Annotated in this window: 16 protein-coding genes, 1 other RNA gene and 1 pseudogene; 9 read left to right on the plus strand and 9 right to left on the minus strand. The window is 58.0% G+C overall.

From position 1 onward, the window contains the following. Both pepP and ACSBQS_RS22325 read right to left on the minus strand, forming a co-directional pair. The gene (pepP, locus tag ACSBQS_RS22320) at nucleotides 1–1,317 is read right to left on the minus strand and encodes a Xaa-Pro aminopeptidase (protein WP_434991350.1); all 1,317 of its coding nucleotides are present in this window, start codon (nucleotides 1,315–1,317) and stop codon (nucleotides 1–3) included. Nucleotides 1,318–1,372: 55 nt separating this feature from the next. Then, nucleotides 1,373–1,951, minus strand: coding sequence for a YecA family protein (locus ACSBQS_RS22325; RefSeq protein ID WP_004931622.1), 579 nt, complete (start codon nucleotides 1,949–1,951; stop codon nucleotides 1,373–1,375). A 319-nt stretch (nucleotides 1,952–2,270) separates the two neighbouring features. Between ACSBQS_RS22325 and zapA the strand changes: the two genes are divergently transcribed. The 3 genes from zapA to ACSBQS_RS22340 all read left to right on the plus strand — a co-directional run bounded on the left by zapA (nucleotide 2,271) and on the right by ACSBQS_RS22340 (nucleotide 3,484). Beyond that, entirely contained in the window at nucleotides 2,271–2,600 is a 330-nt protein-coding gene (gene zapA, locus ACSBQS_RS22330) for a cell division protein ZapA (protein WP_004931621.1), read from the plus strand. 41 nt (nucleotides 2,601–2,641) lie between these two features. Then, nucleotides 2,642–2,824, plus strand: a non-coding RNA gene (gene ssrS / locus ACSBQS_RS22335) — 6S RNA. Between the two features lie 51 nt (nucleotides 2,825–2,875). Then, entirely contained in the window at nucleotides 2,876–3,484 is a 609-nt protein-coding gene (locus tag ACSBQS_RS22340; protein WP_047026646.1) for a 5-formyltetrahydrofolate cyclo-ligase, read from the plus strand. 48 nt (nucleotides 3,485–3,532) lie between these two features. Here the strand turns inward: ACSBQS_RS22340 and serA are convergent, their stop codons facing one another. After that, on the minus strand, nucleotides 3,533–4,771 hold the full coding sequence (serA, locus tag ACSBQS_RS22345) for a phosphoglycerate dehydrogenase (protein ID WP_025304156.1): 1,239 nt from the start codon (nucleotides 4,769–4,771) through the stop codon (nucleotides 3,533–3,535). A 292-nt stretch (nucleotides 4,772–5,063) separates the two neighbouring features. After that, nucleotides 5,064–5,720, minus strand: a complete 657-nt coding sequence (rpiA, locus tag ACSBQS_RS22350) for a ribose-5-phosphate isomerase RpiA (RefSeq protein WP_033644746.1) — start codon at nucleotides 5,718–5,720, stop codon at nucleotides 5,064–5,066. A 204-nt stretch (nucleotides 5,721–5,924) separates the two neighbouring features. Here rpiA and ACSBQS_RS22355 point away from each other — a divergent pair, with 204 nt between their 5' ends. Further along, nucleotides 5,925–6,818, plus strand: a complete 894-nt coding sequence (locus ACSBQS_RS22355) for a LysR family transcriptional regulator ArgP (protein WP_004931613.1) — start codon at nucleotides 5,925–5,927, stop codon at nucleotides 6,816–6,818. 48 nt (nucleotides 6,819–6,866) lie between these two features. Here ACSBQS_RS22355 and ACSBQS_RS22360 read toward each other — a convergent pair whose 3' ends face one another. Next, nucleotides 6,867–7,598, minus strand: a complete 732-nt coding sequence (locus tag ACSBQS_RS22360; protein ID WP_031300626.1) for an oxidative stress defense protein — start codon at nucleotides 7,596–7,598, stop codon at nucleotides 6,867–6,869. 121 nt (nucleotides 7,599–7,719) lie between these two features. Then, the gene (gene argO / locus ACSBQS_RS22365) at nucleotides 7,720–8,337 is read right to left on the minus strand and encodes an arginine exporter ArgO (protein WP_004931603.1); all 618 of its coding nucleotides are present in this window, start codon (nucleotides 8,335–8,337) and stop codon (nucleotides 7,720–7,722) included. 214 nt (nucleotides 8,338–8,551) lie between these two features. Between argO and ACSBQS_RS22370 the strand changes: the two genes are divergently transcribed. Next, nucleotides 8,552–9,250: an RluA family pseudouridine synthase gene (locus ACSBQS_RS22370; protein ID WP_434991351.1), complete on the plus strand. Its 699-nt coding sequence runs from the start codon at nucleotides 8,552–8,554 to the stop codon at nucleotides 9,248–9,250. A gap of 7 nt (nucleotides 9,251–9,257) precedes the next feature. Here the strand turns inward: ACSBQS_RS22370 and ACSBQS_RS22375 are convergent. Further along, nucleotides 9,258–9,797 (minus strand): annotated as a pseudogene (locus ACSBQS_RS22375) (DUF2058 domain-containing protein). 316 nt (nucleotides 9,798–10,113) lie between these two features. On the opposite strand from ACSBQS_RS22375, the gene ACSBQS_RS22380 reads away from it, so the two are divergent. From ACSBQS_RS22380 to ACSBQS_RS22390, 3 genes are all read left to right on the plus strand, one after another. Next, nucleotides 10,114–11,091 carry a DUF1852 domain-containing protein gene (locus ACSBQS_RS22380; RefSeq protein WP_033652185.1) on the plus strand — a complete coding sequence of 326 codons (978 nt, stop codon included), beginning with the start codon at nucleotides 10,114–10,116 and terminating at the stop codon, nucleotides 11,089–11,091. Between the two features lie 25 nt (nucleotides 11,092–11,116). Next, nucleotides 11,117–12,148: a methionine synthase gene (locus ACSBQS_RS22385; protein ID WP_033644741.1), complete on the plus strand. Its 1,032-nt coding sequence runs from the start codon at nucleotides 11,117–11,119 to the stop codon at nucleotides 12,146–12,148. 187 nt (nucleotides 12,149–12,335) lie between these two features. After that, nucleotides 12,336–13,685, plus strand: a complete 1,350-nt coding sequence (locus ACSBQS_RS22390) for an MFS transporter (RefSeq protein WP_197666760.1) — start codon at nucleotides 12,336–12,338, stop codon at nucleotides 13,683–13,685. A gap of 97 nt (nucleotides 13,686–13,782) precedes the next feature. Here ACSBQS_RS22390 and ACSBQS_RS22395 read toward each other — a convergent pair whose 3' ends face one another. Both ACSBQS_RS22395 and mscS read right to left on the minus strand, forming a co-directional pair. Beyond that, on the minus strand, nucleotides 13,783–14,910 hold the full coding sequence (locus ACSBQS_RS22395; protein ID WP_197666759.1) for a hypothetical protein: 1,128 nt from the start codon (nucleotides 14,908–14,910) through the stop codon (nucleotides 13,783–13,785). Between the two features lie 256 nt (nucleotides 14,911–15,166). After that, nucleotides 15,167–16,033 carry a small-conductance mechanosensitive channel MscS gene (gene mscS / locus ACSBQS_RS22400; protein ID WP_015378992.1) on the minus strand — a complete coding sequence of 289 codons (867 nt, stop codon included), beginning with the start codon at nucleotides 16,031–16,033 and terminating at the stop codon, nucleotides 15,167–15,169. A 204-nt stretch (nucleotides 16,034–16,237) separates the two neighbouring features. On the opposite strand from mscS, the gene ACSBQS_RS22405 reads away from it, so the two are divergent. After that, the gene (locus ACSBQS_RS22405; RefSeq protein ID WP_149542286.1) at nucleotides 16,238–16,906 is read left to right on the plus strand and encodes a DUF1345 domain-containing protein; all 669 of its coding nucleotides are present in this window, start codon (nucleotides 16,238–16,240) and stop codon (nucleotides 16,904–16,906) included. Nucleotides 16,907–16,992 lie beyond the last annotated feature (86 nt).

The following is a 16,992-nucleotide window of genomic DNA, read 5'->3' on the forward strand; positions in this document are numbered from 1 at the left end:
CTACGACCTTGCCGCCGCCATCAAAGCCTCGATGGCATCGGCGTCTTTCACCACGGTGGCGGTCAGGTTTTCATTGCCGTCGGCGGTGATCACGATATCGTCCTCGATGCGGATGCCGATGCCGCGGTACTCCGCCGGCACGTCCGCATCCGGCGCGATGTACAGCCCCGGCTCCACGGTCAGCACCATGCCCGGCTCCAGCAGCCGATCGCGGCTCGGCGTGCCGTAGTGGCCAACGTCGTGCACGTCGAGACCCAGCCAGTGGCTCAGCCCGTGCATGAAGAACTGACGGTGCGCCTGCTCGGCGATCAGCAGGTCGACTTCACCTTTCAATACGCCCAGCTCCACCAGCCCGACCACCATGATGCGCACCACTTCGTCATTGACTTCGCGAATGCTGGTGCCGGGTTTGAACAGTTCCAAAGCGCGCTGCAGCGACGCCAGCACAATGTCGTACACCGCGCGCTGCGGCCGGCTGAACTTGCCGTTGACCGGGAAGGTGCGGGTGATGTCGCCGGCGTACCCCTGGTACTCGCAGCCCGCGTCGATCAACACCAGATCGCCATCGCGCATCTGGCTCTCGTTCTCGGTGTAGTGCAGGATACAGCCGTTTTCGCCGCTGCCGACGATGGTGTTGTAAGACGGGTAACGGGCGCCGAGGCGGGTGAACTCATGATGAATTTCCGCTTCCAGCTGGTATTCGAACATGCCCGGACGGCATTTTTCCATCGCGCGGGTGTGCGCCAACGCGCTGATCTCACCGGCGCGGCGCATCACCGCCAGCTCTTCCGGCGACTTGAACAGCCGCATGTCGTGCAGCCACGGCCGCCAGTCGGTAACGGTGGCCGGCGCCTGCAGGTTCTGGCGGAACCCCTTGCGCAGCTTGTCCAGCGCGCTGAACAGGATCTGATCGGCATAGGCATATTCGCCCTGCGCGTGGTAGACCACGTCCAGGCCGTTGAGCAGCAGGTGCAGTTGGTCATTGATTTCATCGAACGGCAGCGCGCGATCCACGCCCAGCTTTGCCGGTGCGGCGTCTTGCCCCAGGCGGCGGCCAAACCAGATTTCCGCCGTCAAATCGCGCACCTGGTTGAACAACACGCTGTGGTTGTGCGTTTCATCGCTTTTAATCAGCACCAGCACCGCTTCCGGCTCATTGAAGCCGGTCAGGTACCAAAAATCGCTGTTCTGCCGGTAGGGATAGTCTGAATCTGCACTGCGCGTCGTTTCCGGCGCAGAGAAAATAACCGCCGCGCTGGCCGGCGCCATTTTCGCCAACAGCGCCTGGCGGCGGTTGTTGAATTCCTGCTGAGTCATTACCTTCTCCTGAAATCATGCCATCCGCACCGCCGGCGGAGAGGCGATAGAACGTTTAGTGCAGCGTCGGTTTGATATTTTCCGGCGCCGTCGGTTTGTGACGGGTGAATTCGCCGTGGCACATGATGGCGGCGACCCGCACATACTCCGCCACTTCTTCCAACGACTGTTCCAATTCTTCCTGATCTTCGTCTTCGTCGTAGCCCAGCTGCGCGATATTGCGCAGATCGTCGATCGCTTCACCGACTTCGTCTTTCACCTGAGCCAGCTTCGGCTGCATCATGCCCAGACCGAGCAGGAAGTGGTTGACCCAACCGGCCAGCGCGTCGGCGCGATCGAACACGCTGACGATCTCCCCTTCAGGCAGCATCAGTTGGAACAGGAATTCGTCATCTTCCAGCGTGTCACGCGTCGCTTCATACAGCTGCTGCAACGGTTGGCTGAGCGCCTGCGGGAAGGCGACGCCTTCGTTGGTCAGATCGTGCACCAGCGCCTGCCAGCCGGCGTCACGGCTGCCGCCGCACAGCAGGCCGCTGATCAGGCCGTGCATTTCTGCCGCGGTCAGCGCCACCGACTGCTGGTTGAGGGCCACGGTCAAAGATTGGTAACTTGGAAATGTATTCTGTATAGACATGCGCATTCGTCATCGTTGGCAGGATAAGTTCGTGTTATGCTACCACCAAGGTCCGTCGCTATACCAGATAAGCGCGACACCTCAGTGGCTAGTTATAATCGCGATGTGGCAGGTTTCACACTGCGCCGGCGGGTGACGAAAGTGCGGTAAATACGCATTTTGAAACCCTTTTTTGACTGGCAATGTCCGCCACAGTAGATTACAACCAGGTACTGAAAAAGGGGTTGTATCTTGGTACCGAGGTATATATAGTGGCGCCCGCTTTGACGGCCCGGCCCGGGCGGACAAGGCTGGCGCGAAATTTAGGCAGGAAGGTGGCATGTCTGCACAACCGGTAGATATTCAAATTTTTGGCCGCTCGTTAAGAGTCAATTGCCCGCCAGAACAACAAGATGCGTTGAATATGGCGGCGGACGATCTTAACCAACGGTTGCAAGATCTTAAAGTTCGCACTAGAGTCTCCAATACTGAGCAACTGGTTTTCATCGCGGCATTGAACGTCTGTCACGAACTTGCTCAAGAACGGTTGAAAACCCGTGACTATGCGTCCAATATGGAACAACGCATACGGATGCTGCAGCAGACCATTGAACAAGCGCTGCTTGAACAAGGTCGCATCTCTGAACGTCAGGATGCACAATTCGAATAACTTAAGTTGTTGAAAGCCAAGTTTTCGGCAACGAGTACAAAATTTCTCTGAGATGTTCGCCAGCGGGCCAGTCCCCTGAGCCGATATTTAGTACAAACAGAATGTGTTGCTCCGCGATCGGTGAGCACGCTCGGTGCGCCGAGAAGCCTTAAGATTGCGACGGCACGTTCACCTTGAACCATGGGTTCAAGGGTTACAGCCTGCGACGGCATCTCGGAGATTCCCCTTCTCAGCGGTTTTGTGTGCTGAACGCCACACTGAGCAAGCCTGATACGATGTCTTTTCAACCCCAATTCGCGCAGCAGCGCCAAGCCATTCGTCAACTCATTCGCCAACGTCGGCGCGAGCTTACGCCCGAGCAGCAACGCTTTGCCGCAGAAAAGATAACCGAACGCCTCACCGCACACGCGCGCATTCAAGCGGCGCACAACATCGCGGTCTTCCTGTCGTTTGACGGCGAACTCGATACCGGGCCGCTGATCGAGCGTCTGTGGACGCTCGGCAAACGGGTTTACCTGCCGGTACTGCATCCGTTCAGCCCGGGACACCTGTTGTTCCTGCGCTATGCGCCGGAAACGCCGCTGGTGCGCAATCGCTTCAATATTCTCGAGCCGCGTCTCGATGTGCGCCATGTGTTGCCGCTGGGTGAACTGGAGGTGGTGCTGACGCCGCTGGTGGCATTCGATCATACCGGACAGCGTCTGGGCATGGGCGGCGGCTTTTACGATCGCACCCTGCAAAACTGGCGCAGCGGCGGCCCCTATCCCATCGGCCTGGCCCATGATTGCCAGCAGGTGGAGCACCTGCCGACCGAACACTGGGATATCCCGCTGCCGGAAATCCTCACCCCGCTCTGCAGCTGGGCGTGGCGGGAGCCCAAATAGCAAAAGGCCGGATCGCTCCGGCCTTTTTCGTTGCGGCGAGCCGCCGAATCAGAACAGCAGACGGGCGCGAATGGTGCCGTCGATGGCCTTCATGCGCTGCAGCGCGGCGTCGGCGCGCGCGGTTTCCGCTTCGATGTCGATCACCACATAGCCGATTTCCGGCCCGGTTTGCAGATACTGCGCGGCGATGTTAACCCCCTCTTCGGCGAAGATCTGGTTAATCTGCGTCAGCACGCCCGGACGGTTTTCATGGATGTGCAGCAGACGGCTGGCGTTCGGGCCATGCGCCGGCAACGACACTTCCGGGAAGTTGACCGCCGACAGGGTCGAACCGTTATCGGAATATTTCGCCAGCTTGCCGGCCACTTCGTCGCCGATGTTTTCCTGCGCTTCCTGAGTGGAACCGCCGATGTGCGGCGTCAACAGCACGTTATCGAACTCACACAGCGGCGAGTTGAACGGATCGCTGTTGGTCGCCGGCTCTTCCGGGAAGACGTCGATCGCCGCCCCCGCCAGGTGATTGCTGGCCAGCGCGTCGCACAGCGCGGGGATATCCACCACGGTGCCGCGCGAGGCGTTGATCAGAATAGCGCCCGGTTTCATCAGCGCCAGCTCTTCCGCCCCCATCATATTCTTGGTCGCCAGCGTTTCCGGCACGTGCAGCGTCACCACGTCGCTCATATTGAGCAAATCGGACAGATGGCGCACCTGCTGCGCATTGCCCAGCGGCAGCTTGTTCTCGATGTCGTAGAAGAACACCTTCATGCCCAGCCCTTCGGCCAGAATGCCCAATTGGGTGCCGATATGGCCGTAGCCGATGATGCCCAGCTTTTTGCCGCGCGCCTCATAGGAGCCCACGGCCAGTTTGTGCCACACGCCGCGGTGCGCCTTGGCGTTGGCGGCCGGAATGCCGCGCAGCATCAACAGCAGCTCGCCCAGCACCATTTCGGCCACGGATCGGGTATTGGAGAACGGGGCGTTGAAGACCGGAATGCCGCGTTTGGTCGCCGCTTTCAGGTCAACCTGGTTGGTGCCGATGCAGAAGCAGCCCACCGCCACCAGTTTTTCTGCGGCGGCGAACACCTCTTCGGTCAGATGCGTGCGCGATCGGATGCCGACGAAGTGCGCATCGCGGATGGAGGCCTTCAGCGATTCGGTGTCTAACGCACCCTTGTGGTATTCGATATTGGTATAACCGGCGGCACGCAAATTATCGACCGTGCTCTGATGAACCCCTTCCACCAACAGGAATTTAATCCTGTCTTTCTCCAATGATACTTTTGCCATTTACCCGACCCTATGTTCAGACTTCAGAAGCGGCTGTGACGACACAGCTCCCATCCAACATAACAAAAATAACGCGGGCGGCAATACAAACGATTGCCTGCCCGGCAGGACAAGGCGCAGCGTTGATGGCGGTTTACGGCAGAAAATGCCATAGGGAAAGTTTTCGGCAGAAGCTTTGGGGAGTCAGTTTTCACAATGTGACATAAGTCACCAAATTTGCCGCTTTTCAGAAAAGATATTTTAACCGAAGAAATATGCGGCCCGGCACTACCGGGCCACAGGCCGCAGAGGCTTATTTGACCACTTTCACGCCTTCCGGGGTGCCGACCAGCGCCACGTCCGCGCCGCGGTTGGCGAACAGCCCCACGGTCACCACGCCGGCGATGCCGTTGATCTTGTTCTCCAGCGCGATGGCGTCGGTGATGTTCAGGTTATGCACATCGAGGATCACGTTGCCGTTGTCGGTCACTACGTTCTGGCGATACTCCGGCAGGCCGCCCAGTTTCACCAGCTCACGCGCCACATAGGAGCGGGCCATCGGGATCACTTCCACCGGCAGCGGGAATTTGCCCAGCACGTCCACCTGCTTGCTGGCGTCGACGATGCAGATGAATTTCTTGGCGATGGCGGCGATGATCTTCTCGCGCGTCAGCGCCGCGCCGCCACCTTTGATCATCTGCATGTGGCCGTTGATTTCGTCCGCGCCGTCCACGTAGATATCGAGCGAGTCCACTTCGTTGCTGTCGAACACGTGGATGCCGAGGCTTTTCAGCTTGGCGGTTGAGGCGTCTGAGCTGGACACCGCGCCTTCAATCTGGTGCTTGATGGAGCCCAGCGCGTCAATAAAGTGGGCGGCGGTAGAGCCGGTGCCCACCCCGACGATGGTGCCCGGCGTCACGTATTCCAGCGCCGCCCAGCCCACCGCTTTTTTCAGTTCATCCTGCGTCATAATATGTCCCTTGCCTCTGTACGAAAACGTGTGCGTATTATAGGGTAAAACGCTGTTTTTCACGCCGGCAGGATCACACTTATTTACCGCAGCCCGCATTTTTACCCGCTTGGCGGCGAGCTGGGGGCGTGATTTTTCCACCTGCGCCGCACGCAAAATGTGGCATAGTGCCGGTATCATTCTAATTTAAGGGATATCTTTCCGATGAAACGCCCAGACTATCGTACGCTGCAAGCGCTGGACGCGGTGATCCGTGAGCGCGGCTTCGAGCGCGCCGCGCAAAAACTCTGCATCACGCAATCGGCGGTATCCCAACGCATCAAACAGCTGGAAAACCTGTTCGGCCAACCGCTGCTGGTCCGCACCGTGCCGCCGCGCCCAACCGAACAGGGGCAAAAGCTGCTGGCGCTGCTGCATCAGGTGGAGCTGCTGGAAGAAGAGTGGCTGGGCAACGACACCGGCGTCGATACGCCGCTGCTGCTGTCGCTGGCGGTCAACGCCGACAGTCTGGCGACCTGGCTGCTGCCGGCGCTGAAGCCGGTGCTGGCGGACTCCCCCATTCGTCTGAACCTGCAGGTGGAAGATGAAACCCGCACCCAGGAGCGGCTGCGCCGCGGCGAGGTGGTGGGCGCGGTGAGTATTCAGCCGCAGCCGCTGCCGAGCTGCCTGGTGGATCGGCTGGGGGCGCTGGACTACCTGTTCGTGGCCTCCAGCGGCTTCGCCGAGCGCTATTTCCCGAACGGCGTCACCCGCTCCGCGCTGTTGAAAGCGCCGGCGGTGGCCTTCGATCATCTCGACGACATGCACCAGGCATTCCTACAGCAGAACTTCGATCTGTCGCCAGGCAGCGTGCCCTGCCACATCGTGAACTCATCGGAAGCCTTCGTGCAGCTGGCCCGTCAGGGCACCACCTGCTGTATGATCCCGCATCTGCAGATCGAAAAAGAGCTGGCATCCGGCGAACTGATCGATCTGACGCCGGGGCTGTACCAGCGCCGTATGCTGTACTGGCACCGCTTCGCGCCGGAGAGCCGCATGATGCGTAAAGTGACCGACGCGTTGCTGGAGCACGGTCACCAGGTGCTGCGCCAGGATTAAAACGAAAAAAGGTTCGCCGCAGCGAACCTTTTCTTCATGACAACACCCTTACTGCGCGGCGTTGCGCTGCAGCTCGAACACCACATCCACCTGATCGTCGAAGTGAATGCTTTGCTGTTCATAGGTTTGCGCCGCGTCGTTTTCCGCCGCCGCGCCGGCCGCCTTATACATCCGCGCCACCGGCATCGGCTGGTAGTTGGCGACCCGGTAGCGAATGCTGTACACCGGCCCCAGCTTGGCGTGGAAGCCCTTGGCCAGGGATTCAGCCTGCTGAGTCGCGTTCTCGATCGCTTTTTGCCGCGCCTGCTCGCGATACACGTCCGGCTTGGCGACGCCCAGCTCCACCGCGCGGATCTCGTTCAGGCCGGATTTCAGCGCGCCGTCCAGCAGCTCGTTCAGCTTGTCCAACTGGCGCAGGGTCACCTGCACCTGGCGCACCGCCCGGTAGCCCTTCAGCACCGACTCGCCGGTTTTCAGGTAATCGTATTCCGGCTGGGTGCGCAGGTTGGCGGCGCTGATGTCTTTCTTCTCGATGTTGTTTTTCTGCAGGAAATCAAAGTACTGCGCCACGCGCTCGTCCACCTGCTTCTTCGCCTGGGCGGCGTCTTTGGAGGAAACGCTCACTTCGATCGCCAGAGTGGCGATATCCGGCGTAGCGTCCACGCTGGCGGTGCCGGAGGTGACGACGTGCGGCCCTTCAGGCAATTCAGCCGCCTGCAGCGCCATCGGTAGCGTCCCTAATCCGACCATTGCGGCCATAGCCAATGCTTTTAGCTTCACAGTGTCTCCTTAATGACAGGCTGTCTCTGATCGCCGGCTTTTCCCTGCGAGAACCGCCGGTTTCCTGGCATCAAACGTAGCATATCGCACGGCGTTTTGAATTCGGATTAGTGACAAATTCTTATAAATTTGCCCCCTGCCAGGCCAGCTGCAGCGCGATGCCCCACATCACCAGACCGACCAGCGCGTTGATGATGCGCTGCGCCCGCTGGGTGTTCAGCCACGGCGCCAGCCAGGAGGCCAGCAGCGCCAGGCCAAAGAACCACACCGCCGACGCGCTGACCGCGCCAAGCGCGAACCAGGAACGCACGTCCGCCGTCAGCTGTCCGCCCAGGCTGCCGAGCACCACGAAGGTGTCCAGATAGACGTGCGGATTCAGCCAGGTGACCGCCAGCATGGTGACCACGATGCGCCAGCGGCTCTGCGCCAGCTCCTGCGCCGCGGCCTGCGCCGGTTGCGGGCTGAAGGCGGAACGGAACGCGCCCCAGCCGTACCACAGCAGAAACGCCACCCCGCCCCAGGTCACCAACGCCAGCAGCAGCGGCGAGCGGGTCAGCAACGCGCTGCCGCCGAAAATACCGGCGCAGATCAGCACGATATCGCTCAGCGCGCACAATGAGGCGATCATCAGATGATACTGACGGCGAATGCCCTGATTCATCACGAATACGTTCTGCGGGCCCAGCGGCAGGATCATGGCGGCGCTCAGGGCAAAGCCCTGCAGGAAGACGGCTAGCATGGGAAATTCCTCGAATGATAAAAGGCGCCGGACGTGGGCGCGTATCGGTCAACACGCGCATCATACGAGGAAGCGATCATTAGGTGAAATTGATGTTTCTAATCAAGTATCAGAGATGCTAATACCCTGTGGGCGCCAGGCCAGCGCCGCCAGATTCGCCCATCGGCGAAAAATTCGCTATCATCCGCCCCTCTCCCCTCCAGCCGGCCGACCGATGTCTACGATTACCGATACCTTCATCGCCCCGCCCTGTCATGACCAGATAGAGATCCTCTATCAGGACGATCATCTGGCACTGATCAATAAACCCGCCGGGTTGCTCAGCCTTTCGGGCAAAAATCCGCAAAATCTCGACTCGGTGCACTATCGGCTGGTGCAGATCTTCCCCGGATGCACACTGGCGCACCGCCTGGATTTCGGCACGTCCGGGTTGATGGTGGTAGCCCGCAATAAGGCCGTCAATGCCGCGCTCTGCCAGCAGTTCAGCGAGCGCACCGTCGGTAAAGTCTACAGCGCGCTGCTCTGCGGCCATGTGGCGGATGACGAAGGGGTGATAGACGCGGCGATCGCCAAAGATCCGGCGCTGTTCCCGCTGATGTCGATTTGCGCCCTTCACGGCAAGCCCGCCCGCTCCCGCTATCGGGTCGTCGAGCGTTTTTATCGTGAAACGGAAGGCGGGATCTCGCTGCCGCTGACGCGGGTGCAGCTTACCCCAGAGACTGGGCGCACCCACCAGCTGCGTATTCACAGCCGGCAATTGGGCCATCCCATTTTAGGCTGCGATCTGTATGGCGGGCGCCTGCTGCCGGGTACCGAGCAGACGCCGCGGCTGATGCTGCACGCCAGCGAACTGGACTTTGTGCACCCCATCCGCGGAGAGCGGATAACCGCTCGTCACGCCGCGCCGTTCTGAACGCGGCTTACCACATCAAATCGTCAGGCACTTTAAAGTCGGCGTACGGATCGTCTTCATCCTGCTCTTCCTGACTCAGCGCGCTGTGCAACACAATGCTGCCCGCATCGCGCTGCGCGATTTTATCGGCGACGCTCGCGGGGATAATCGCGTATTCACACTCTTCCCGGTTCTCGACCACCAAGCGGGCAATGGCGAGGCGGCCATTGATCAGTTGGGTCTGCGTCGCCTTATCCACCAGGATTTTTTTGATCAGGTTGCCGTCGGTGAAGTTAAAACCGATATCGCCTTTCGCCAGCACGATGCGATTCATCTCGATCAGTTGCTTCACCTACGCCTTGTATTCTTTGGACAGCGCGGCTTGCTTTTGCTGCTCGTTCAGCTGCTTATCGCGCTCAAGCTGCGCCTTTTTATTCTCTTCCACCGCCTCTCTGGCCTCGCGGGCCTGAACGCGTGATTTTTTAGCCGTTCTTTGGACTTTGGCCATTTTCTTGCTGGTTACCAAGCCCGCTTTGAGCATCTGCTCTTGTAAGGTGAGTTTTGTCATGTTCGTGTCTGAAGCCGTGGGATCATGGAGGGATTATACCCGTAATTTTTCAGGCTGCACCAGGTTGCCGGCCAAACCCACCGGCGGTTTGCGCCGCAGAGCAACGGCGGTAAAACGGCCCGAACGCCCGATCATGAATACCGCTCATGTGGTAATGAAATTAAGTCTCTTTCACTCCCTCCGGGACTCTGGCAAAAATAGACCTCATTAACGACAGACAATATGAAATCGGCTGAATAAAAAAATAGAAAAACAAACCATTGAAAGAAATGGATAAATCCAGCCTTCATATCATATAACAGGATGCTATAAGACGATGAATACAGACTTTACCTTTACGATTAAGAGCAGTTCTTTCGACGAAGATTATAACCCTTCTGAAAATACGCGTATCACCACCAACTTTGCCAATTTGGCCAGAGGGAAAAACCGCCGGGAGAACCTGCGCAACACGTTGGTGATGATCGACAATCGCTTTAATGCATTAGCCTATTGGGATAACCCCAAGGCCGATCGCTACTCTGTCGAGCTGGAAATCATCTCGGTTGAGATGCGCATTGAAGATCAGGGCGCCAGCTTTCCGGTTATCGAAATCCTGAAAACCAACATCATCGATAAAAAAACGCAAAAGCGTATCGAGGGCATCGTCGGGAACAATTTCTCGTCTTACGTGCGCGATTACGACTTTAGCGTCTTGCTGCCGGCGCACAATAAAAACGCGGCGGAATTTACCATTCCGGATGATTTTGGCGATTTGCACGGCAATATCTTTAAGCACTTCGTCAATTCAAACGAATACCATGAAAATTTCAGCAAACCACCGGTGATCTGCCTCAGCGTATCCAGCAAAGACACCTACCATCGGACGGGCAATCAACACCCGGTCTTGGGCGACGAGTATCGGCAAGACGGCGCTTCATTGACCGACCGGTATTTTAAAAAAATGGGCCTGCAGGTGCGCTATTTCATGCCGAAAAATAGCGTTGCGCCCCTGGCCTTTTATTTCCCCGGGGATTTGCTGAGCGATTACACCGATCTGGAACTGATCGGCACCATCAGCACGATGGAGACCTTCCAGAAAATCTATCGGCCTGAAATTTACAATGCCAATTCGGCGGCGGGGCAATGCTATCAGCCAAGCTTGAATAACCAGGATCATTCATTAACCAAGATTGTTTACGATCGCGAAGAGCGTAGCCAGTTAGCGATTGAGCAGGGGAAATTTACGGAAGAGCAATTTATCAAACCCTACAAGCCTATTCTTGAGCAATGGTCTGCTCACTACGCGCTTTGATTCACTTAAATACAGGTCACCTATCATGAAAATATTGCTCCCCACATCGACCGCCGGCAGCTTGCCCAAACCGGTCTGGCTGGCCCAACCGGAAACCCTGTGGTCGCCCTGGAAATTGCAGAATGAAGAACTCATCGAAGGGAAACAGGACGCTCTGCGTTTGTCACTGGCAGAGCAACAACAGGCCGGCATCGATATCGTCAGCGATGGCGAACAAACCCGTCAGCACTTCGTCACGACGTTTATCGAGCATCTCAGCGGCGTCGATTTCGAAAAACGCGAAGTGGTTAAAATCCGCAATCGCTATGAGGCGAGCGTGCCGACGGTCGTGGGGGCAGTCTCGCGTCAAAAACCCGTTTTCGTTGAAGACGCCAAATTTTTACGCCAGCTGACCACACAGCCGATTAAATGGGCCCTGCCGGGGCCGATGACCATGATCGACACACTCTATGACAACCACTATAAAAGCCGCGAGAAATTAGCCTGGGAGTTCGCGAAGATCCTCAATCAGGAAGCCAAAGAGCTCGAGGCCGCAGGCGTCGACATTATTCAGTTTGATGAGCCCGCATTTAACGTGTTCTTTGACGAGGTGAATGACTGGGGCATCGCCGCCCTGGAAAGAGCCATTGAAGGGCTTAAGTGTGAAACCGCCGTACATATCTGCTATGGATATGGGATTAAAGCCAATACCGACTGGAAAAAGACGCTGGGCTCGGAATGGCGACAATATGAAGAGGCGTTTCCGAAACTGCAAACGTCTAACATCGATATCATCTCGCTGGAGTGCCATAACTCGCACGTGCCCATGGATCTGCTTGAACTGATCCGCGGCAAAAAGGTGATGGTCGGCGCCATCGACGTAGCGAATCATGCCGTTGAGACGCCGGAGGAAGTGGCCGACACGCTGCGCAAAGCGCTGCAGTTTGTCGATGCCGACAAGCTCTATCCGTCGACCAACTGCGGCATGGCCCCCCTGCCCCGTCAGGTCGCCCGCGGCAAGCTGAATGCGTTAAGCGCAGGCGCCGAGATCGTGCGCCGAGAGCTGTTAGCCAAATAACCTTGCCTGCGCCCGCCACAGACACCTCCTGCGGCGGGCGATTATCAGCAATTCCCCCTCCCCGCAACGCCCCCGCTCTGGTGTATACTCGGATTTCTACGCGATGCCAGCCACAGCGGTTTTGGTTCAGGCCTGGCCTGAACAGCCCTCAGCCAGCCCACACCAGCCGAATAACAGTGGAATAACCATGAGCCCAAATACCGCTCGCATCAGCGAAATCATCGATCGCGCCAGGATCTCCCCCTACCAAATCCTGATCCTGACCCTGTGTTTCCTCATTGCCCTGCTGGATGGCTTCGATACCGCCATCATCGGCTATATCGCGCCGGCGCTGCGCGAAGAGTGGGGCCTGCAGCCCGCTCAGCTCTCTCCCGCCTTCGGCGCGGGGCTGTTCGGCCTGCTGATCGGCAGCCTGCTGTTCGGGCCGATCGCCGACGCCCTCGGCCGCAAACGCGTGCTGCTCGTCGCGGTACTGGTGTTTGGCGGCTGTACTCTGGCTTCGGCCTATACGCATTCGATCGAATCCCTGACCCTGCTGCGCTTCATCACCGGCATTGGCCTCGGAGGCGCGATACCGACCTGCATCACCCTCAGCTCGGAGTACTCACCGGCGCGCCGCCGCATGCTGATGGTCACCTTGAGCTGGAGCGGCTTTACCGCTGGGTTAGCCCTGGGCGGCCTGCTGGCCGGGCAGATCATCCCGGCGTTCGGCTGGCGCGGCCTGCTGCTGGTCGGTGGCATCGCGCCGTTGGCGCTGCTGCCGTTGTTGGCCTGGCAGATGCCCGAATCAGTACGCTTTATGGCCGCCAGCGCCAAGCATGCCGAGCGGCTGCGCCGGGTGGTCGAACGCATCACCGGCCAGCGTTGGACGGGGATAACCATCGTCGATGACGAGCGCCCACCGCAGGCCAGGTCGCCGATATCACACCTGTTTATCGAAGGCCGCGCCGTGCGCACCCTGCTGCTGTGGGCGGCGTTCTTCTGTTCGCTGTTCGTGTTCTACCTGCTCACCAGCTGGCTGCCGACCCTGCTCAAAGACGCCGGTTACGACATCGCCCACGCCTCGCGCATCGGCGCGATGGTGCCGCTCGGCGGCACCCTGGGCGCCATCCTGATGGCGCTGCTGATGGACCGGGTCGGGCCTTACCGCGTACTGGCCGTCTCCTACCTGGGCGCCGCGCTGGTAATTGGTGCGGCCGGGTATCTGATGGGCGACGTCTACACGCTGGCCGCCGTCGTGTTCCTGATCGGCTTCGGCGTGGCCGGCGCGCAAAACGGCCTGAACCTGGTTTCAGCCACCCTTTATCCGACCGCAGCCCGCGTCACCGGCGTCAGCTGGGCCATGGCCAATGGCCGCTTCGGCTCAATTGTCGGCTCGATGCTCGGCGGCTGGATGATGGCCGCCGCCGGCTCGACGGAAGTGTTCTTCCTCTGGCTGGCGCTGCCGGCGCTGCTGGGCGCCGCCGCCATCTTCCTGCTCTATCGCCTCAGCCTGCGGCGCCGCGCGCCGCTCACGGAACCGGCTGCGGGCATCTGACCTCGCGGAAAATAAAAGGCCGAGACGCCATCGGCAGCGTCTCGACCTCTCATGAGAAACCCTTAACCTATCGGTTATTTTTCAAAAGCGCTTGCCGCTATAGTGCACTGTTTTCCTTGTCATTGGCTTCCTTTATGCACTCATCGACATTTTTGAAATCATATTGCAGATAAACGCTCCCAATCCCACTATTGACGGCGGTCGCTTCAAGCATAATCCCCTGCAAATCGTTCTTGAACGGTTTATCTTTTTTCTCTTCCCAGTCAAAACCGAAATAGCGTTCTTTTTTAAGCAACCCTATCATCCAATCACCAGGTTCTTTCCATAACGACCCCGGCAGCAGCACATCAGTGGCTTTCCCTTTGCCATAATTAGCGGTCAATGATTCAGCAATGTCCTTCACCTTGGACTTTAACGCCAACCCATAACTGTCCGTATTGATATCACCGCTAAGCGCGCGAATTCGGCATAAACCAACCTTGGGAGAGATGAGCAAAATGTAGGTTTCAAAGGCGTTATACGTTTTGGGGACGACCTCCGTAGTATAAATATTAAGACTATTCGGTATTGCCGTTAAGGTAACGCCTGTCATGTCCTCGACGTTCTTTTTCGTTAACCCCATTTGCAGTCCAAACGGCCCAATGCCGGGCGGAAGCAACGCGTCTTTCGCCACCGGATCTTCCTGCTGATTGGATTTTGAAGCGGTTGATGTTGCATGATGGGCTATCGTCGGGACGGCCAGGCCATATTTCGCCGACAGCAATTTTTGCTGCAACATCGCCAGACTTTGCTCTTGAGTGGCTATCGTTGCCTTTTTTATCGACCCCATCAGACCACCATCGTATTGTGCGGCCTCTTGTTTAGCGGTCGATATTTCCCGAGTCAACATTGCCAATTCAGCGGTGAGTTTTTCCGCCAGCTTCAGATCTGGCGGGGTCTGGTTCGTGACAATCTCAACCTTTGATCCAGACTCGATCGCATTGATTCGTTGCTGAATAAGCGCCTTGTTCGTTTTCAGAATTTCCAGTCGCGCCATCACCAGAGATTTAATCAAGCCGCCGTTTAACGTGTCCTGCTGTTTAGCTGCGTTTTCAATTTCGGCATCCGTACTCACCAGCTCTGACTTTAAATCGGCTACTTGCTGTATTTGTTCAGGCGACAATGCTTTTGGCCCGCATCCAGAGATCAAGACGCTCAATAATGCGGCAATAACAGCCCTTTTCATTTCATCCCTTTCCTATCGACAATCCACAAGAAAGCTATGGTATCAGAGTAGGAAACAGTAACAACGAAAAGTCGTTTTTATCGCGACTTATTGAGCTTCTCGTTATTACGCCCGCATCTATTTGTCATAGGCCGCAATTTCCGAAGGCGCATATCGGCTTGGCGCCAATATCGATACAGCGGAGACAGATTGAATGGCTGCCTGGCTAATACGGGGAAAATGGCAAAAAAAAAGGGGGCCAAGGCCCCCTTCTGTGTTATTCCGCCTTGGCGGAAGCGTCTTCGGTACGATACAGGTGCACATCCATCTGCGGGAACGGAATGCCGATGTTGTGGGCATCCAGCGCGCGCTTGAAGTTTTCCATCAGATCGAAGTACACGTTCCAGTATTCCGCATTGGTGGTCCAGGAACGGGTCACGAAGTTCAGCGAGGACGGCGCCATCTCGTTCAGACGCACGGTCACGCCTTTGGCGTGCATGATGCGTTTGTCGGCGGCGATCACGTCGCCCAGCACCTTCTTCACCACGTCGATATCGGCGTTGTAGGCCACGCCCACCACGATATCCACGCGGCGGTTCGGTTCGCGGGAGTAGTTGATGATGTTGCCGGCGATGATTTTACCGTTCGGCACCACGATGGTTTTGTTGTCGGCGGTGCGCAGGGTGGTGGAGAAAATCTGCACCTGATCGACGGTACCGGCCACGCCACCCAGATCGACATATTCACCCACGCGCAGCGGACGGAAGATCACCAGCAGAACGCCGGCGGCGAAGTTGGACAGCGAGCCTTGCAGCGCCAGGCCGACGGCCAAACCGGCGGCACCCAGCACCGCGATCACCGAGGTGGTCTGCACGCCGACGCGCCCCAGCACGGCGATGAAGGTGAACGCCAGCACGCCGTAACGCACGATCGCTGACAGGAAGTCGGCCACCGTGGCGTCGATGCCGCGCAGCTTCATCACGCGGTTCAGCGCATTGCCGACCACGCGGGCCACAATCGAACCGATGATCAGGATAACGATGGCGGCGACGATATTCACCGCGTACTGGATCAACAGATCCTGATTCTTCACCAACCAGTCGCCGGCACCGTTGATGCCGTCTACTACATTCAAATCTTTCATTCGTGTCGTCCTAACTCAGTCCCTAACGGGAGAAACTCGCAAAAATACACTGGCCTCGGCGGCCAGTAGGAAACCACGCCTAAGGGTAACCAACATTAAAGGCTCATGCCAACCATCAGCATTAAAAATAGCCGAAACCGCCCGCCGCTTCTTCTATGCTGAGAACAGCGCGTTGGCCATTTCACGACAAGGGATCCGTTCTTCATGCACATTCGCTCTTCGCTCAAACACTATTGGCAAGTGCGGCCCAGGCTGCTGTTTTCCGTCGGCGCCGGGCTGCTATGCTTTCTGCTGCTGCCCGCCCAGCTCTCGCTGCTGCAACGCTTGATGATCGGCTGGAATACGCTGGCCTGGCTCTACCTGCTGTTTCTCTGGCGGCTGATGCTGGTCAGCACGCCGCAGCACATTCGCCAAATCGCCCGGCGGCAGGACGAAAGCGCCAGCATGGTGCTGGCGTTAGTCAGCCTCGGCTGCCTGGTCAGCTTACTGGCGATCCTGTTTGAATTGAGCAGCGCCAAACAGGTGGCCGGCTCTCTGAAAACGCTGCATTTGCTCCTGACCGGCGCCACGCTGGCGGTCTCCTGGCTGCTTCTGCCGACCGCCTTCACCATGCACTATGCTCATCAGTTTTATCGCCAGGGCGCACAGCAGGATCCTTTGCCGCTGCTGTTCCCCGGCAATCTCGCCGATCCCACCTATCTGGATTTCGCCTACTTCTCCTTCACCATCGCGGTCGCGTCGCAAACCGCCGATGTGGCGGTCGGCGCGGCAGAGGTGCGCAAGATCACCCTGTTGCAGTCGGTGATCTCCTTCGCGTTCAACATGCTGATCCTGGGCCTGTCCATCAACGTCGGCGCCAGCCTGCTGGGCTGAAAACGAAAAAGGCTCCCCGCAGGGAGCCTTTAAATTGCAAACAAAGGAGGAAAAAACGTGGTTTTTCCTCCTTTGTGATCATCAGT

This window comes from Serratia sp. H402Y, from assembly GCF_051172415.1.
Taxonomy (GTDB): Bacteria; Pseudomonadota; Gammaproteobacteria; order Enterobacterales; family Enterobacteriaceae; genus Serratia; species Serratia ureilytica.

Excerpts from the sequence above, each read along its gene's own strand:
- pepP (WP_434991350.1), bottom strand. The coding sequence starts at position 1,317 with ATGACTCAGCAGGAATTCAACAACCGCCGCCAGGCGCTGTTGGCGAAA.
- ACSBQS_RS22325 (WP_004931622.1), bottom strand. The coding sequence starts at position 1,951 with ATGTCTATACAGAATACATTTCCAAGTTACCAATCTTTGACCGTGGCC.
- zapA (WP_004931621.1), top strand. The coding sequence starts at position 2,271 with ATGTCTGCACAACCGGTAGATATTCAAATTTTTGGCCGCTCGTTAAGA.
- ACSBQS_RS22340 (WP_047026646.1), top strand. The coding sequence starts at position 2,876 with ATGTCTTTTCAACCCCAATTCGCGCAGCAGCGCCAAGCCATTCGTCAA.
- serA (WP_025304156.1), bottom strand. The coding sequence starts at position 4,771 with ATGGCAAAAGTATCATTGGAGAAAGACAGGATTAAATTCCTGTTGGTG.
- rpiA (WP_033644746.1), bottom strand. The coding sequence starts at position 5,720 with ATGACGCAGGATGAACTGAAAAAAGCGGTGGGCTGGGCGGCGCTGGAA.
- ACSBQS_RS22355 (WP_004931613.1), top strand. The coding sequence starts at position 5,925 with ATGAAACGCCCAGACTATCGTACGCTGCAAGCGCTGGACGCGGTGATC.
- argO (WP_004931603.1), bottom strand. The coding sequence starts at position 8,337 with ATGCTAGCCGTCTTCCTGCAGGGCTTTGCCCTGAGCGCCGCCATGATC.
- ACSBQS_RS22370 (WP_434991351.1), top strand. The coding sequence starts at position 8,552 with ATGTCTACGATTACCGATACCTTCATCGCCCCGCCCTGTCATGACCAG.
- ACSBQS_RS22380 (WP_033652185.1), top strand. The coding sequence starts at position 10,114 with ATGAATACAGACTTTACCTTTACGATTAAGAGCAGTTCTTTCGACGAA.
- ACSBQS_RS22385 (WP_033644741.1), top strand. The coding sequence starts at position 11,117 with ATGAAAATATTGCTCCCCACATCGACCGCCGGCAGCTTGCCCAAACCG.
- ACSBQS_RS22390 (WP_197666760.1), top strand. The coding sequence starts at position 12,336 with ATGAGCCCAAATACCGCTCGCATCAGCGAAATCATCGATCGCGCCAGG.
- ACSBQS_RS22395 (WP_197666759.1), bottom strand. The coding sequence starts at position 14,910 with ATGAAAAGGGCTGTTATTGCCGCATTATTGAGCGTCTTGATCTCTGGA.
- mscS (WP_015378992.1), bottom strand. The coding sequence starts at position 16,033 with ATGAAAGATTTGAATGTAGTAGACGGCATCAACGGTGCCGGCGACTGG.
- ACSBQS_RS22405 (WP_149542286.1), top strand. The coding sequence starts at position 16,238 with ATGCACATTCGCTCTTCGCTCAAACACTATTGGCAAGTGCGGCCCAGG.